The sequence below is a fragment of the Quadrisphaera sp. DVD1 genome, from assembly GCF_058932755.1.
The window spans coordinates 1-15,102 of the sequence record NZ_JBZYWI010000005.1; the positions used below are offsets into that span (position 1 = coordinate 1).

At 75.0% G+C, this 15,102-nt stretch carries 17 protein-coding genes; 9 read left to right on the forward strand and 8 right to left on the reverse strand.

Annotated elements, in window-relative coordinates:
• Positions 1-299, reverse strand: a 299-nt coding sequence (locus AC5FZL_RS01115) for a type VII secretion target (protein ID WP_493616719.1), incomplete at its 3' end; no start/stop codon positions are given.
• A 385-nt stretch (positions 300-684) separates the two neighbouring features.
• On the reverse strand, positions 685-1,884 hold the full coding sequence (gene serA / locus AC5FZL_RS01120) for a phosphoglycerate dehydrogenase (RefSeq protein WP_493616765.1): 1,200 nt from the start codon (positions 1,882-1,884) through the stop codon (positions 685-687).
• A 62-nt stretch (positions 1,885-1,946) separates the two neighbouring features.
• Here serA and AC5FZL_RS01125 point away from each other — a divergent pair, with 62 nt between their 5' ends.
• The 4 genes from AC5FZL_RS01125 (at position 1,947) to AC5FZL_RS01140 (ending at position 5,843) form a co-directional block, all read left to right on the forward strand.
• Entirely contained in the window at positions 1,947-2,522 is a 576-nt protein-coding gene (locus tag AC5FZL_RS01125; RefSeq protein ID WP_493616720.1) for a metallophosphoesterase family protein, read from the forward strand.
• Positions 2,519-3,385: a DUF72 domain-containing protein gene (locus AC5FZL_RS01130; protein ID WP_493616721.1), complete on the forward strand. Its 867-nt coding sequence runs from the start codon at positions 2,519-2,521 to the stop codon at positions 3,383-3,385. Before AC5FZL_RS01125 ends, AC5FZL_RS01130 begins: the two co-directional genes overlap by 4 nt.
• Positions 3,386-3,394: 9 nt before the next feature.
• Positions 3,395-4,576, forward strand: coding sequence for a zinc-dependent alcohol dehydrogenase (locus tag AC5FZL_RS01135; RefSeq protein ID WP_493616722.1), 1,182 nt, complete (start codon positions 3,395-3,397; stop codon positions 4,574-4,576).
• Positions 4,577-4,682: 106 nt separating this feature from the next.
• Complete coding sequence (locus AC5FZL_RS01140; protein WP_493616723.1) at positions 4,683-5,843, forward strand: App1 family protein phosphatidate phosphatase; 1,161 nt, start codon at positions 4,683-4,685, stop codon at positions 5,841-5,843.
• 28 nt (positions 5,844-5,871) lie between these two features.
• Here AC5FZL_RS01140 and AC5FZL_RS01145 read toward each other — a convergent pair whose 3' ends face one another.
• Complete coding sequence (locus AC5FZL_RS01145) at positions 5,872-6,696, reverse strand: transglutaminase-like domain-containing protein (RefSeq protein WP_493616724.1); 825 nt, start codon at positions 6,694-6,696, stop codon at positions 5,872-5,874.
• Positions 6,697-6,828: 132 nt separating this feature from the next.
• Here AC5FZL_RS01145 and AC5FZL_RS01150 point away from each other — a divergent pair, with 132 nt between their 5' ends.
• Together AC5FZL_RS01150 and AC5FZL_RS01155 are read left to right on the forward strand one after the other, a co-directional pair.
• Positions 6,829-7,164: a DUF3140 domain-containing protein gene (locus AC5FZL_RS01150; RefSeq protein ID WP_493616766.1), complete on the forward strand. Its 336-nt coding sequence runs from the start codon at positions 6,829-6,831 to the stop codon at positions 7,162-7,164.
• Between the two features lie 27 nt (positions 7,165-7,191).
• Positions 7,192-7,788, forward strand: a complete 597-nt coding sequence (locus AC5FZL_RS01155) for a DUF1684 domain-containing protein (protein WP_493616725.1) — start codon at positions 7,192-7,194, stop codon at positions 7,786-7,788.
• Positions 7,789-7,816: 28 nt separating this feature from the next.
• Here AC5FZL_RS01155 and AC5FZL_RS01160 read toward each other — a convergent pair whose 3' ends face one another.
• On the reverse strand, positions 7,817-8,038 hold the full coding sequence (locus AC5FZL_RS01160) for a DUF3072 domain-containing protein (protein ID WP_493616726.1): 222 nt from the start codon (positions 8,036-8,038) through the stop codon (positions 7,817-7,819).
• Positions 8,039-8,096: 58 nt separating this feature from the next.
• On the opposite strand from AC5FZL_RS01160, the gene AC5FZL_RS01165 reads away from it, so the two are divergent.
• Genes AC5FZL_RS01165 through AC5FZL_RS01175 form a run of 3 tightly spaced genes read left to right on the forward strand, consistent with a single transcriptional unit; the run spans position 8,097 to position 10,869 of the window.
• Positions 8,097-9,188 carry an NAD-dependent epimerase/dehydratase family protein gene (locus AC5FZL_RS01165; protein ID WP_493616728.1) on the forward strand — a complete coding sequence of 364 codons (1,092 nt, stop codon included), beginning with the start codon at positions 8,097-8,099 and terminating at the stop codon, positions 9,186-9,188.
• Positions 9,189-9,244: 56 nt separating this feature from the next.
• Positions 9,245-9,889: a UdgX family uracil-DNA binding protein gene (locus AC5FZL_RS01170; protein ID WP_493616729.1), complete on the forward strand. Its 645-nt coding sequence runs from the start codon at positions 9,245-9,247 to the stop codon at positions 9,887-9,889.
• On the forward strand, positions 9,886-10,869 hold the full coding sequence (locus tag AC5FZL_RS01175) for a DinB family protein (RefSeq protein WP_493616730.1): 984 nt from the start codon (positions 9,886-9,888) through the stop codon (positions 10,867-10,869). Before AC5FZL_RS01170 ends, AC5FZL_RS01175 begins: the two co-directional genes overlap by 4 nt.
• On the opposite strand, the gene AC5FZL_RS01180 is transcribed toward AC5FZL_RS01175, so the two are convergent.
• The 4 genes from AC5FZL_RS01180 to AC5FZL_RS01195 all read right to left on the reverse strand — a co-directional run bounded on the left by AC5FZL_RS01180 (position 10,781) and on the right by AC5FZL_RS01195 (position 15,083).
• On the reverse strand, positions 10,781-11,704 hold the full coding sequence (locus AC5FZL_RS01180; protein WP_493616731.1) for a carbohydrate ABC transporter permease: 924 nt from the start codon (positions 11,702-11,704) through the stop codon (positions 10,781-10,783). The two genes, AC5FZL_RS01175 and AC5FZL_RS01180, sit on opposite strands and share 89 nt — an antisense overlap.
• Positions 11,701-12,690 carry a carbohydrate ABC transporter permease gene (locus tag AC5FZL_RS01185; RefSeq protein ID WP_493616732.1) on the reverse strand — a complete coding sequence of 330 codons (990 nt, stop codon included), beginning with the start codon at positions 12,688-12,690 and terminating at the stop codon, positions 11,701-11,703. The genes AC5FZL_RS01180 and AC5FZL_RS01185 overlap by 4 nt, the downstream gene beginning before the upstream one ends.
• 86 nt (positions 12,691-12,776) lie before the next feature.
• A complete protein-coding gene (locus AC5FZL_RS01190; RefSeq protein WP_493616733.1) occupies positions 12,777-14,150 on the reverse strand; it encodes an ABC transporter substrate-binding protein in 1,374 nt (457 codons plus the stop codon).
• A 96-nt stretch (positions 14,151-14,246) separates the two neighbouring features.
• On the reverse strand, positions 14,247-15,083 hold the full coding sequence (locus AC5FZL_RS01195; RefSeq protein ID WP_493616734.1) for a spermidine synthase: 837 nt from the start codon (positions 15,081-15,083) through the stop codon (positions 14,247-14,249).
• Between the last annotated feature and the right edge of the window lie 19 nt (positions 15,084-15,102).

Genomic DNA, 15,102 nt, shown 5'->3' on the forward strand with positions numbered 1-15,102 from the left:
GCGGCCCCGCCGAGGCCCATCGCGGTGCGCTCGGCCTCGGCGTACAGGGCGCCCGCGGCGGCGAGCAGGTCGGCGACCCGGGCGGCGTCCTCCGCCAGCCGCCCGCACGGCCAGGCCCACGCGGACCAGAACGCCGCGAGCTCCCGCTCCAGCTCCGGGCTGCCCGAGCCCGCCGAGCCGGCGCCCTCGCGGGCCAGCGCGCGCTGGTCGCCGGCCACGGCCGCCAGCACCTCGGCGGTGCGTCGCGCGTCGGTGGCGGTGGCGGACAGGGCCTCGGGAGTCACGACGATCACCGGCATGGCCCAACGCTAGGCGGGAAGCAACCACCCCCCGCTGGCGTTGTCCACAGGTGCGAGGGGCCGTCGGTCCGACGCGAACCGGACACCGCAGGCAATACTGACGACACACAGCACCGCCATGCTCACCAGGTGAGCGCCGCACGACCTGCGGCGACGCCGAGCGCAGCACGAACCCTGAGGAGGGGCACCATGGCTCACGACGCCACGACCGCCAGCACCGCCAGCACCGACGAGGTCACCACGAGCCAGGCCGAGGCCGGCGCGCTGACCTCGGTGGCCAACCCCCGGCGCATCCGCCTGAGCTGACCACCCGCCCCGGAGCCGCGCTCCGCTGCGGCTCCGGGGGACCGTCCCGCTCGCGCCCCCAGCAGGGAGCGGCGCGCGCTCAGGACAGGACGCGCAGCCGCACGGTCTCGGGCATCTGCCGCAGCGCAGCGATGACGGCGTCGTCGTCGACCAGCCCGGAGACGTCCGTGACGACGTAGCCCAGCTCCCCGCGCGTGGTCAGCAGCTGCCCGTCGACGTTGACGCCGTGGGTGGCCAGGACCGAGTTCACCGCCGCCAGCACGCCCGGCACGTTGCGGTGCAGGTGGGCCAGGCGGTGGGCCGTGGGCCGGTCGGTCATCACCTGCGGCAGGTTCACGCTCAGCGACGTGCTGCCCGACTGCGCGTAGTCGCGCAGCTTGCCGGCGACGAACCGGCCGATGTCCTCCTGCGCCTCCTCCGTGGAGCCACCGATGTGCGGGGTCAGGATGACGTTGGGCAGCCCGCGCAGGCCCGAGGTGAACGGGTCGCCGCGCCGCGCCGGCTCGGAGGGGAAGACGTCGACGGCCGCGCCGGCCAGGTGACCGGAGACCAGGTGGTCGCGCAGCGCCTCGTGGTCGACGACGAACCCGCGCGAGAGGTTGAGGAAGAGCGAGCCGGGGCGCATCCGGGCGAACTGCTCCGCGCCGAAGAGGCCGCCGTTGCCCGCGCGGCCGTCGACGTGGAGCGTCACCACGTCGGCCCAGTCGAGGACCTCCTCGAGGCTGCTGAGCCGGCGCGCGTTGCCCAGCGCCAGCTTCTCGGCGGTGTCGTAGAAGGCCACCGACATGCCGAGGTTCTCGGCCAGCACCGACAGCTGGCTGCCGATGTTGCCGTAGCCGACGATGCCCAGGCGGCGGCCGCGCACCTCGTGCGCGCCCTCGGCGGACTTGTCCCACACCCCGGCGTGCAGGGCGGCGCTGCGCTCGGTCAGGCGCCGGGTCAGCGCGATGATCTCCGCGATGGCCAGCTCCACGACGCTGCGGGTGTTGGAGAACGGCGCGTTGAACACGGCGATGCCGCGGGCGGCGGCCGCCGCGAGGTCGATCTGGTTGGTGCCGATGCAGAAGGCGCCGATCGCCACGAGGTCGGGGGCGGCGTCCAGCACCGCCTCGCTCACGTGGGTGGTGGAGCGGATGCCCAGCAGCTCGACGCCGTCCAGGGACGCGCGCAGCTCCTCCTCGCCCAGCGCGCCGGAGCGGCTCTCGACCTCGACTCCGGACGATCCGAGGATCGTCGTCGCCTGGGGGTGGATGTTCTCCAGCAGCAGGGCCTTGGGCACGGCCACCCATCCTGCCGCACTCCGAGGGGTGCTCGCTGCGGCGGTGCGGCACGCTGCGGCTGGTGGCCACCTCGCTGCTCCTGCTCGCCGACACGCACCTGCCGGCCCGGGCCCGCGCCCTGCCCGACGCGGTGTGGGCGGCGGTCGAGTCCGCCGACCTCGTCCTGCACGCCGGGGACTGGGTCAGCGCCGGCCTCCTCGACGAGCTCGAGCGGCGCAGCGCCCGGTGCCTGGGGGTCGCCGGCAACAACGACGGCCCGGACCTGCACGCCCGGCTGCCCGAGGTCGCGCGGGTGGAGGTGGACGGCGTCCGCCTGGCGCTGGTGCACGAGACCGGCCCGGCGCGCGGGCGCGAGGAGCGCTGCGCGCAGCGCTTCCCCGACGCCGACGTGCTGGTCTTCGGGCACAGCCACATCCCCTGGGACACCACGGCGGCGCGCCCCGGCGGCGGCGCCCTGCGGCTGCTCAACCCCGGCTCGCCGACCGACCGGCGGCGCCAGCCGCACGCCACCTACCTGACCGCGGTGGCCGACGCGGGGCGGCTGCGCGACGTCGTCCTGCACGCCCTGCCGCTGCGGACGCCGCTGCGGACGCCGCTGCGGACGTCGGCCCGCACGAGCCCCGGGGGGAGCCGGTGAGCGGGCGGGTGCGGATCGGCCTGTCCGGCTGGTCCTACCGCGAGTGGCGGGGCGACTTCTACCCGCCGGGGCTGCCGCAGCGGCGCGAGCTCGCGCACGTCGCCGCGCACCTGCAGGCGGTGGAGGTCAACGCCTCCTTCTACCGGCTCCAGCGGCCCACCACGTACCTGGGCTGGGCCGCGCAGGTGCCGCCGGACTTCACCATCGCGGTGAAGGGCAGCCGCTACATCACCCACCTCAAGCGCCTGGGCGGCGTCGAGGAGGCGCTGGCCACCTTCCTCGCCTCCGGCCCGCTGGCGCTCGGCGCCCGGCTCGGGCCGCTGCTGTGGCAGCTGCCGCCCACCCTGGCGTGGGAGGCCGGGCGCGGGCGCGAGCGGGTCGAGGCCTTCCTCGACCTGCTGCCGGTGACCACCGCCCAGGCGGCGGAGGTGGCCCGCGGCCACGACGAGCGCATCGCCGACCGCGCCTGGACCACCACGGACGCCGACCGGCCGCTGCGCCACGCGGTCGAGGTGCGCCACGACAGCTTCGAGGACCCCTCCTTCGCCGCCGCGCTCGCCCGGCGCGGGTTCGCGCTCGTCCTCGCCGACACCGCGGGGCGGTGGCCGGCGCTGCGCGAGGCCACCGCGGACGTCGCCTACCTGCGCCTGCACGGGGAGACCTCGCTGTACACCAGCGGGTACTCCCCGGCGGCCCTGGAGCGCTGGGCGGCGCTGGTGCGCGAGGAGGCCGACGCCGGGCGCGACGTCCTCGTCTTCTTCGACAACGACGTGGGCGGGCACGCGCCCCGCGACGCCGTGGCGCTCGCCGCGCTGCTCGGGCTGGCCCCGGCCGCGTCGTTTGTGCCCGAGGAGCCGGGGTAGATCACGACCATGAGAGCACTGACGTGGCAGGGCAAGCGCTCGGTCTCGGTCGAGGACGTCCCCGACCCGCAGATCCAGGAGCCGACCGACGCCATCATCAAGGTCACCTCCTCCGGCCTGTGCGGCTCGGACCTGCACCTGTACGAGGTGCTGGCGCCGTTCCTCGACAAGGGCGACGTCCTGGGGCACGAGCCGATGGGGATCGTGCAGGAGGTCGGCTCCGAGGTCACCCACATCAAGCCCGGTGACCGCGTCGTGGTGCCGTTCAACATCTCCTGCGGCAGCTGCTTCATGTGCTCCCAGGGCCTGATGACCCAGTGCGAGACGACCCAGAACCGCGACACCGGGTTCGGCGCCTCCCTGTTCGGCTACACCAAGCTCTACGGCCAGGTCCCCGGTGGCCAGGCCGAGTACCTGCGGGTGCCGCAGGCCCACTTCGGCCCGGTCAAGGTGCCGGACGGCGTCCCGGACGACCGCTACCTCTACCTCTCCGACGTGCTGCCCACCGCCTGGCAGGCCGTGGCCTACGCCGACGTGCAGCCGGGCGGCAGCCTCGTCGTGCTCGGGCTGGGCCCGATCGGCGACATGGCGGTGCGGATCGCCCAGCAGCTCGGCGTGGCGAACGTCATCGGCATCGACCCGGTGCCCGAGCGCCGCGCCCGCCTCGCCGCCCGCGGGGCCACGGTGATCGACCCGACCGCCTCGGACGACGTCCTCGGCCTCGTGCAGGAGCTCACCGGCGGACGCGGCGCCGACGCCGTCATCGACGCCGTGGGCATGGAGGCGCACGGCTCCTCGCCGGAGAAGGCGGCGCAGACGATGGTCGGGTTCCTGCCCGACGCCGTCGCCGACAAGCTCATGCGCAAGTCCGGCGTGGACAGGCTGGCGGCCCTGCACCTGGCGATGGACCTCGTGCGCCGCGGCGGCACCGTCTCCCTCTCGGGGGTGTACGGCGGCTCGGCCGACCCCATGCCGATGCTCTACATGTTCGACAAGCAGATCCAGTTGCGGATGGGCCAGGCGAACGTCAAGCGCTGGGTCGACGACATCATCCCGCTCCTCGGCGAGGACGACCCGCTGGGCGTGGACTCCTTCGCCACGCACCACGTGCCGCTGGAGGAGGCCCCCGCGGCCTACGAGATGTTCCAGAAGAAGACGGACGGCGCGGTCAAGGTCGTCTTCCGTCCCTGACCCCGGCCCCCAGCACGACCCCGACGCCGCCCCCACCGACCCGGTGGGGGCGGCGTCGTCGTGCGCGCCCGGGGCGGCACGGGGGGCGTGCTGGCACACTCCCCGCGTGAGCCCTCGGCGCCCCTCCTCCGACGCGTCCCGCCCCCTCGAGCCCTCGGGCCGCCCGCACTGGGCCGGGCGGCTGGAGGACCGCGTCAACGCCGTCATCGTCGCGCTGCTCCTGCGCCGCGGGTGGGAGCCCCGCGTCGTCGGGTTCACCGGCTACGGGCGCCCGGGATGGGTGCGGGTGATGGGCAGGGTGCTCGTCTCGCGCCCGACGCGCCCGGACGACGTCGACCCGCACGACGCGCCGGTGGGCGAGCACCTCGCCGCCGCCGCCGTCTCGGCGATCCGCGGCTGGCGCTCGTTCGTCTCCGCGCCGGTCCGGGGGACCGCCGTGGACGTGGAGGTCGGCGGCGCGCACTACCGGCTGGTCAGCGGCCGGGGCGGCTACCTCGACGCCCGGCTCCCCGCCGACCTGCCGGCCGGCACCCACACGATCACCATGGCGGTGGCCGAGGCGGCACCCTCCGAGGCCGCGAGTGCCCCCGTGCCCAGCGCCGGCCCGGACGCCGCCGAGGAGCCCGCCCCCGCGGTGGAGGTGCCGGTCGTCGTGGTCGGCGACGACCAGCGCCACGGCGTGGTCAGCGACATCGACGACACGGTGATGGTCACCTCGCTGCCGCGCCCGCTGATCGCCGCGTGGAACACCTTCGTCCTGCACGAGCAGGCGCGCAGGCCGGTGCCGGGGATGGCCCAGCTGCTCACCGCCGCCGCGCAGGACCCCGGCACCCCGGTGATCTACCTGTCGACCGGCGCGTGGAACATCGCCCCGACGCTCACCCGGTTCATGGCCCGCCACGGCTTCCCGGCGGGGCCCCTGCTGCTCACCGACTGGGGACCGACGAACACCGGCTGGTTCCGCAGCGGCCGCGAGCACAAGCGCGCCGCCCTGCGGCGGCTGCGCGAGGAGCTGCCGCACCTGCGCTGGCTGCTGGTCGGCGACGACGGCCAGCACGACCCGGAGATCTACGCCGACTTCGCCGCCGAGGAGCCCGAGGCCGTGCGCGGCATCGCCATCCGCCAGCTCACCGCGACCGAGCAGGTGCTCTCCCACGGCCTCCCGGTGCCGAACGCGGCCGCGCTGCGCCACCCGCCGGTGCCCGACGTGCGCGCGCCGGACGGGGACGGCCTGAGCCACCAGCTGCGCCGGGCCGGCCTGCTCTGACCCCGCCCCCACCCCGCCCCGACGCCGGTCAGGCCAGCCGCACGGGCGACCAGCCGTCGTCGGCGGGCAGGGCCGGCTCGGCGACGGCGGTCACCTCCTGGCCCAGCAGCTGCACCGGGCCGGTGGTGGTGAGGAACGCCGTGTCGGCGGTGTCGCGGCCGGTGGCGATGCGCACCAGCGCCTGGCGCGGGGCCAGGGCGGTGGCGTCCAGGAGGTGCCAGGCGCCGTCGACCCAGGCCTCGGCCACGGCGTGGAAGTCCATCGGGCTCAGCCCGGGCGCGTAGACGGCGGTCACGCGGGCCGGCACGTCGCGGGCGCGCAGGAGCCCGGTGACGAGGTGGGCGAAGTCGCGGCACACCCCCTGCCCGGCGAGCAGGGTGTCGCTCGCGCCGTCGGTGGGGCGCGAGCTGCCCGGCACGTACGCCAGCCGGCGGCCCACCCACGCCGTGACGGCCCGAGCCAGCTCCAGGCCCTGCGCGCCGCCGGTCTCGGCGGCGGCCAGGGCGACCAGCCGGTCGGAGTCGACGTAGCGGCTCGGGCGCGTGGCCTCCAGCAGCTCCTGCGCGGTCGGCGCCGGCTCCGCGCCCGTCCCCGCCAGCGGCCCGGTGACGGCCGCGCGGTAGTCGACCACCACGCGCCCGCGCGGCACCTCGAGCAGGTGGGTGCGGCCCCCGACGGCGGTGGGCAGCTCCTCGACACCGGGAGCCGGGACGCCGTCCACGGTGATCTCCAGCGCCTCCTCGAGGCGCCGCAGCCCCGAGGCGGCGGCGATCTGCAGGGCCAGCAGGGCCGGCCCGTCGACCTGCAGCTCCAGGTGGGCGCCCACCCGGCGCACCAGCTCGTCGTCGACCATGCGGCGGAGGGTAGGGCCCGGATGTTTCCGCCGCGTGGCCCCGGGTAGCGGAGCGCCATGAGCGAGAGCGACGACACGCAGGCCGAGGCCACGCTGGAGGCCGTCGGCGACCTCGACGACGCGCCCCTGGAGATCGACCCCGACGAGCTGTGGGACGACTTCCACGCCGTGGTCAACATGACCAGCCGCGAGCTGCGGGACTGGCTGCGCACCGAGGAGTCGACCACCGACGCCGAGCCGGGGCCGGGTGGCGGCGGTGGCGACCTCACCGACACCGGGCACCAGGTGCTGGCGGTCCTCGGCAAGCGCAAGGGCGACCTCACCAGCGACGACCACGCGGTGATGGCGCACGTGGTGCGCAGCATCCGCGCCCAGCGCGGCGACGAGCCCGAGCCCACCGCCGGTGACACGGCCTGGCGCCACGCGCTCATGGCGCTGGGCCACGACCCGCTCAAGCCGACGGCCTGAGGCGGCGGGCCCGGGACCGGCCCGGACGTGGGCACCGGCTCCCTGACGCTGCTGGACTGGCGCCGGCGCACCGCCGCGCTGTACGCGGCCGTGCGGGCCGAATCCGACCCCGCGGCGGCGCACGAGCTGTGGCGCCGGGGCCGCGACGCCCTGTTCACCGGCCACCCCGACTCCCCGCTGCTGCCGGGGGACCCCAGGCGCAGGACCGGGCTGGCCGTGGCGCCCTACGACCCCGCGCTGCGCCTCACCGCGCCCGCGCCGCCGCAGGACCTGTCGGTGACCACGGGGACCGACGGGACCGTCGGGTTCACGCGGATGGGCCGTGCGAGCACGCCGCTGGGGACCCTGGACCTGTGGTGGCTGACCGGCTACGGCGGCGGCCTGTGGGTGCCGGTCCGCGACGCCAGCAGCGGGCGGACCAGCTACGGCGGGGGGCGCTACCTCCTCGACACCGTCAAGGGCGCGGACCTGGGCAGCCAGCCGGGCCCGGCGGGGGAGGAGCTGGTGCTCGACCTGAACTTCCTCTACGCCCCCTCGTGCGCCTACGACCCGGACTGGGCCTGCCCGCTGGCGCCGCCGGGGAACCGCCTGGCGGCGGAGGTGGGGGCCGGCGAGCTCGGCTGAGCCGGCCGGCCCCCACCCCGCGCGCGCCTCAGGAGTCGGAGGTGCGGGGGCTCTTGTCCTGCAGCTCGTCGATCATCTCCGAGGCGTGGGCCTTGGTGAGGTCGTCGGGGACCTCCGCGCCGGCCTCGCGGGCCAGCGTGGACAGGTAGCTCTTCTGGGGCCCGGTGGCCGGCTCGCCGCCGGTCACCCAGGTCTCGGGGTCCTTCTCCGCGCTCGTGCCGCCAGCGCCGCCGGTCGTGTTCTCGCTCATGTGTTCGAGCGTAGGCGCCCGGCGTGCACCGCGCTCGGCGACGTGGTCGGGTGGTCGCGTGCCTCCCGACCACCCCCGCTCGGTCCCCGCTGACCGCCCGCTCCGCGTCCTGGTCACCGGCGCCAGCGGCAACGTCGGCACCGCGCTGCTGCGCCGCCTCGCCCGCGAGGGCGTCGAGGTCTCCGCCGTCGCCCGGCGGGTGCCGCGCGCGCAGGACTCCCCGGCCGCGGGAGCCCGCTGGCACGGCATCGACCTGTCCCAGCGCTGGGCCGTGCCGGCCCTGCGCGAGGCGCTGGACGGCGTCGACGCCGTCGTGCACCTCGCGTGGGCGATCCAGCCGAGCCACGACGAGCGCCGCACCGAGGCCACGAACGTCGCCGGGACGCGCCACGTCGTCGAGGCGGTGCTGGACGCCGGCGTGCCGCACCTGGTCCACGCCTCCTCCGTCGGCACCTACGCCGCCGCCCCCGGCGAGGTCGTGGGCGAGGACCACCCGCACACCGGGATGCCCACCTCCTCCTACAGCCGGCACAAGGCCGCCGCGGAGGAGGTGCTCGACGCCCTCGAGGCCTCGCCCCGCGCCCGCGACCTCGCCGTCACCCGGGTCCGGCCCGGCCTGGTCATGCAGCGCGAGGCCGGCGCCGAGATCGCCCGGTACTTCGCCGGCCCCCTCGTGCCCACCGGCCTGCTCGGGCGGCTGCGCCTGCCCGCGCTGCCGGTCCCCGCCGAGCTCACCTTCCAGGTCGTGCACGCCGACGACCTGGCCGACGCGTTCGTGCGGGTCCTGCGCACCCGGCTGCCCGGCGCGGTCAACGTGGCCGCCGACCCGCCGCTGACCGCCGACGACCTGGCGCGCGCCCTCGGAGCGCGGCGCGCGGTCGGCGTCCCCCTGAGGGCCGTGCGGGCCCTGGCCGCGGCGACCTGGCGCCTGCACCTCCAGCCCACCGGCGAGGGGTGGGTCGACCTGGCCGCCGGTGCGCCGTTCATGAGCACCGAGCGGGCGCGGAGCGAGCTGGGCTGGTCGCCCTCGGTCTCCCCGACGCAGGCGCTCGCCGACCTCTTCGCCGGCCTGCGCACCGGCGCCGGGGCCACGACGCCGCCGCTGCGCGCCCGCGGCCGCCTCACCGGCCGCTACGAGCCCGCGAGCTGACCCCCGCCGCCGGGGCCTGACTGGCCGCGCCCGGCACCGCGCCGCAGGATGCGGACATGGACGACGAGGCGCCGGCGCGGCCCGGTGCGCAGGAGTGGGTGCCCGACGGCGGCGACGTGGCGGCCCTGCGCGCGGCCGCGCCGGACTGCCGGGGCTGCGAGCTGTGGGAGCCCGCCACGCAGGTGGTGTTCTCCGCCGGCGACCCGTCGGCACCGGTCGCCCTCGTCGGCGAGCAGCCCGGTGACGTGGAGGACCAGCGCGGCATCCCGTTCGTCGGACCGGCCGGGCAGCTGCTGCAGAAGGCGATGGCCGAGGCCGGCCTGGGCGCCGACCGGGTCTACGTGACCAACGCGGTCAAGCACTTCCGCTTCACCCCCCGCGGGAAGCGGCGCATCCACGCGACGCCCGAGGCCGCCCACGTCACCGCGTGCCGGCCCTGGCTCACCGCCGAGCTGCGGGCCGTGGCGCCGCGGGTCGTGGTCTGCCTGGGCGCCACCGCGGTGCGCGCCCTGCTCGGCACCGAGGTCAGGGTGATGCGCGACCGCGGGAAGCCGATGCCCCGCTCCACCTCGACCGGGGAGGTCGTCTTCCTCGTCACCGCCCACCCGTCCTCGGTGCTGCGGGTGCCCGAGGAGGGCCGCGAGGCGGCCTACCGCGCGCTGGTGGCCGACCTGGCGGTCGTGGCGGAGCTCGCCGCGTGATCACCACCGCGACCGCCCGCGCCCTGCGCACCGCCGGCCTGGAGTGGCAGCCGGTCCGCGGCGACGCGTTCGTCATCCCCGACCGGGGGATGGACGCCGACGTCTTCGTCCTGTCGGACATGACCATCGAGGCGCACGACTTCCCCACCGGGCGGGTCCTGGGCTTCAACGGGACGACGGAGTGGGCGCTGGACTCCGTGGACGCCGCCCAGGCGCTGTGGCTGCCGGGGGAGGGCCGGCTGCGCGAGCTCCTCGGCCCGGCCTTCGACGGGCTGTCCCGCCGCGCCGACGGCACCTGGGCGGTGGCCGTGCGCGCGCCCGGGCGGCCGCCGCAGGAGGTGGTGGCCGAGGACGCCGAGGAGGCCTACGGCCTGGCGCTGCTCTCGGTGCTGGCCCGCACCGCCCGGGACCTGCTGCCGCTGGCCGCCGCCGGGCTCACCCGGCGGGTGCGCGACGTCGGGGGCCTGTGGGCGGCGCCCGTCCCCGCGGGCCCCGCGCCCGAGGACGCCGGCCTCGAGGAGGCAGGCGCCGGCCGGACCGTCGGGGACGTCCTGGCCCGGGTGAGCGCGCAGCACCGCGAGGTGGCAGCCGCCCTGGGCGCCGACGTCCCCGACCGGCGCCCGGCCGACCCGGTCGAGGACTGGCAGGGCGCGTGCAGCGCGTCGCTGGGCGCGTGGGCGGCCCTGGACGAGCTGGACCGGCCGCTGGCGCTCGCCGAGGGCACCGCGGCGGCCCGGCAGGTCGCCGAGCGCCTGCTGCTGGACCTGCTGCTCGCCACCTGGGACGTCGCGCGCGGAGCCCGCCTGGACGACGCGCTGGACCCCGCCTGCGTGCGGCACGCGCTGGCGCACCTGCCTCAGGCCCTGCGGACGGCGACGGCCGGGCTGAGGGTCAGCCCTTCACACCACCGGAGAGCAGGCCCCGGACGAAGAACCGCTGCAGGCCGAGGAAGACGGCCAGCGGGACGATCATGGAGATGAAGGCGCCGGCCGAGAGCAGGTACCAGGCCGTGCCGCGGGTGCCGGACAGGTCCGCGATCCGCACCGTCAGCGGGGAGATGTTGCCGGTGCCCGCGAAGGTGAGCGAGACCAGCAGGTCGTTCCACACCCAGAGGAACTGGAAGACGCCGAACGCCGCGATCGCCGGCGTCAGCAGCGGCAGGAGGACGCGGAAGAAGATCAGCACGTGGCCCGCGCCGTCCATCCGGGCCGCCTCGATGAGCGAGGCGGGGATGTCCTTCATGAAGTTGTGCAGCAGGAAGATCGCCAGGGGCAGGCCGAACATGGCGTGCGAGAGCCACACCGCCCAGAAGCTGCCCGACAGGCCCGTGTCGACGTAGAGCGTCAGCAGCGGGATGAGCGTGACCTGGATCGGCACCACCTGGAGCGCGAACACCGCCACGAAGAGGATGTTGCGGCCCTTGAAGGGGATCCACGCGAACGCGTACGCCGCCAGCAGCGCCAGGGTCAGCGGGATGACCACCGCGGGGATGGTGATCACCAGGGAGTTGACCAGGGCGGTGCTGATGTTCGTCGAGCTCCCGTAGAGGACCTCGTTGTAGTTCTCCAGGGTGAGCGCCGGGTCGCTGAAGAACGACCACCAGCCCGAGCGCCGGATGTCGAGCTCGGGCCGGAAGGAGGTGACCAGCAGCCCCAGCGTCGGGATGGTCCACAGGATCGCGATGGCGATCGCGATGATCGACGCCGCGGGGGAGGAGAGCTTGGTCTTGGCGTCCACCGCCCGCTTCTCGGCCCGGGTCAGCTTGCGCTGGGGGACCGGCCCGGGAGTGGTGATCATCGGTGTCGTGGTCGTCATCGGATCTCCTCGGACAGGCGCAGCTGACGCACGTTGTAGACGATGATCGGCACCACGAGGACGAACAGCAGGACGGCCAGCGCGGCGCCCAGGCCCTGGTTCGACTGGCGGAAGGCCTGCGTGTAGAACTCGTTCGCGATGATGCTGGTGCCGAACTGGCCACCGGTCATCGTGCGGACGATGTCGAAGGTCTTCAGCGCCCCGATCGAGATCGTGGTCAGCACGACGACCAGCGCCGGGCGGATGCTCGGGATGGTCACGTAGCGGAACATCGCCAGCCCGGAGACGCCGTCGAGGCGGGCCGCCTCGATGATGTCGTCGGGGATCGCCTTGATCGCCGCGGACAGGATCGTCATGGCGAAGCCGGCGTTGATCCAGATCATCACGACGATGAGGAAGAACGTGTTCCACGGCTGCGTGAGCAGGAACTGCTGCGGCGAGCCGCCGAGCAGCACCAGCAGCTGGTTGAGCAGCCCGATCTGGGAGATCCCGGGCTGGTCGGGGCGGAACTCGTAGACGAAGCGCCAGATGATCGACGCGCCGACCATGGAGATCGCCATGGGCAGGAAGACGAGGGCCTTGGCGAGGTTCTCGAAGCGCGTGCGGTCGACGAGCACGGCGTAGACGAGCCCGATCGCCGTGGCGACGACCGGGGCGACCAGCACCCACAGCACCGTGTTGCGCAGCACCAACCGGAAGTTGGCCTCGGAGAAGATCGTCACGTAGTTGTCGAGCCCGATGAAGCTAGTCCCGTTGCCGTTCTGGAACGACCCGAAGAAGGTGCGGATGCCCGGGTAGACCAGGCCGACGGCCAGCAGCAGGAGCGGGGGGCCGAGGAAGCCGAGGACGACGACCCACTGCGGGATGCGCTTGGGCCGGTCGACGGCGAAGAGGATGACCGCCATCACGGCGGCGAAGAGGACGATCGCCAGGACCATCAGGGCCAGCTTGTGGCCCACGGAGCTGGCGTCCAGGAACCAATCCACGTGCAGGTGCTCCTTCCTGAGGAAGGGCCGGGAGCCCGCCTGGTGGCGGGCTCCCGGCCCCGGTGACCGGTGAGGCTAGACCTCAGTCAGGAGGCGGGCCAGGCCGACTCGATGGCGTTGAGGACGTCCTGGTCGGGCTTGTCGTTGGCGACCCAGTTGGTGAGCTCGGTCCACTCGGCGCCGGAGCCGACCTGGGACGGCATGAGGTCCGAGGCGTCGAAGCGGAAGGTCGTCTCGGGGTTCTGGAAGGTCTCCGCGACCAGCTGGTCGATCGGGGACTCCAGGTTCTCCGGGTCCAGGCCGGTGTTGGCCGAGGACCAGCCCGGGCCGGTGGCCTGGGCCTTGAGGTTCGCCCACTCGGCGGAGGACAGCAGCGCCTGCACGGCCTGGGTGGCCGGGCGGTCGTTGAAGGCGGTCACGAACTCGCCACCGCCGACCACGCCCTGGCCCATGGCCGGGTCGATGGGGGGCAGCGGGAAGGCGTAGATGTCGCCGTCCTCACCGATCTCGGCGCTGTCGGACCAGTTGGCCTGCATGAAGGAGCCCTGCTTGCTCATCCAGCAGGTGCCCTCCTCGATCGGCAGGGTGCCGTCGCTCCACACGGTCGAGGCGATGGAGTTGACCTCGCCCAGGCCGGCGTTGACGTAGTCCTCGTTCTTGAGGATGGTCCCGGCGGTGGCCAGGGCCTCGGCGACCTGCGGGTCGTTGAAGGGGATCTCGTGGGAGATCCACTGGTCGTAGACCTCCGGCCCCGCGGTGCGGAGCATGATGTCCTCGAGCCAGTCGGTCGCCGGCCAGCCGGTCGCCTCGCCCGAGCCGAAGCCCGCGCACCACGGCTTGGCGCCGTCCTCGACGATCTGGTCGGACAGGGCGATCATCTCGTCCCACGTGGTGGGGACCTCGTACCCGGCGTCCTCGAACGCCTTGGGGGAGTACCACACGAGCGACTTCAGGTTGGCGCCCAGGGGGGCGCCGTACAGGGTGCCGTCGACGCTGCCGTAGGCGCGCCAGTCCTCGCTCCAGTTGGCGTCGAGGTTGTCGCTGACGGCCTGGGGAGCGGGCACGGCAGCGCCGGTGTTGCGCACGACGGACTGCAGCAGACCCGGCTGCGGGATGAAGGCGAGGTCCGGAGCGTTGCCGCTCTGGGCCCGGACGAGGAGCTGGGCCTCGAACTCCTTCGAGCCGTTGTAGTTGATCGTGATCCCGGTGCACTCCTCGAAGGGGGCCCAGGAGTCGATGAAGGGCTGGTCCTCGGGAGCGACGATGCCGGTGTAGACCTCGACCTCCTCGCCGTCGAGCTCTCCGAACTGCTCGTAGGGGGCGCAGTCGAAGTCGGCGCCGGACACGTCGGTGCCCGTACCGCCGGAGTCCGAGTTGGCACCGCAGGCGGTCAGGGCGAGCGCGAGGCCGAGGCCTCCGGCGACCGCAACCGTGCGCCGCCTCTTAGCGGTGAACGTCATGGGGGGTTCTCCTCTCGTGGCGGCAGCCTCGCCGCACAGTCCTGAATGGCAACACCTCGGCGCAGCAAGGGCAAGCCACCGGGCATAACGATCCCATCACGCGTCGTGGACGGGGGAAGCGCCGCTGGTCAGCGCGGTGAGCGCGCTCCCATGGACGAGGCGCGCGGGCGCGGCGCCCGAGGCCAGCCGGCGGGTCAGCGCCGCCACGGGCAGCGGCTCGGTGCTGCCGAGGAGGACGGCGTTGCCGTGACGGCGCCCGCGCAGGACCCCGGGCTCGACCGCGACCGCGGCGAAGGGGAAGACCTCGACCAGCGCCGCGACCTCGGCGCGCAGCCCCACGGGCGAGGTGCGCTCGACCGCGTTGGCCAGGTACAGGCCGCCGGGGGAGAGCACCCGGGCGACGTCGGCGGTGAACTCCGCGGTGACCACGTGCCGGGGCGTGGCGTCGCCGGCGAAGACGTCGCGCACCACCACCTCGGCGCTGGCGTCGGGCCGAGCGGCCAGCCCGGCCCGCGCGTCGGCCACCTGCAGGCGCAGCTCGGGGGCGCGCGGCAGGTCCAGCCACTCGCGCACCCGGCGGGCCAGCTCGGCGTCCAGCTCGACGACGACCTGGCGCGAGCCCGGCCGCAGCGCCGCCAGCGCCCGCGGCAGCGCGCAGGCGCCGCCGCCCAGGTGCAGGGCGCGCAGGGGCTCCGGCGCGGGCCGGGGCGCGGCGAGCTCGATCGCGTCGGCCATCCACTGCAGGTACTCGAACTCCAGCACCCGGGGGTCGCCCAGGTGCACCGGAGAGCTCGGCACCCCGTTGACGTAGAGCGTCCAGGACTGCGGGTCGCCCCGCTCGGGCACCCACTCCACGGCGCCGGTGCTCGTGGGGACGCTGCCCGTGGGCAGCTCGGGGGGACCGGGCCGCCGCCCGCGCCGCTGCACAGCCACCCCGCGACCCTAGACTCAC

Coding starts and splice junctions, on each gene's coding strand:
- AC5FZL_RS01180 (WP_493616731.1), bottom strand. CDS start 11,704: ATGACGACCACGACACCGATGATCACCACTCCCGGGCCGGTCCCCCAG.
- AC5FZL_RS01135 (WP_493616722.1), top strand. CDS start 3,395: ATGAGAGCACTGACGTGGCAGGGCAAGCGCTCGGTCTCGGTCGAGGAC.
- AC5FZL_RS01145 (WP_493616724.1), bottom strand. CDS start 6,696: ATGGTCGACGACGAGCTGGTGCGCCGGGTGGGCGCCCACCTGGAGCTG.
- AC5FZL_RS01190 (WP_493616733.1), bottom strand. CDS start 14,150: ATGACGTTCACCGCTAAGAGGCGGCGCACGGTTGCGGTCGCCGGAGGC.
- AC5FZL_RS01160 (WP_493616726.1), bottom strand. CDS start 8,038: ATGAGCGAGAACACGACCGGCGGCGCTGGCGGCACGAGCGCGGAGAAG.
- AC5FZL_RS01170 (WP_493616729.1), top strand. CDS start 9,245: ATGGACGACGAGGCGCCGGCGCGGCCCGGTGCGCAGGAGTGGGTGCCC.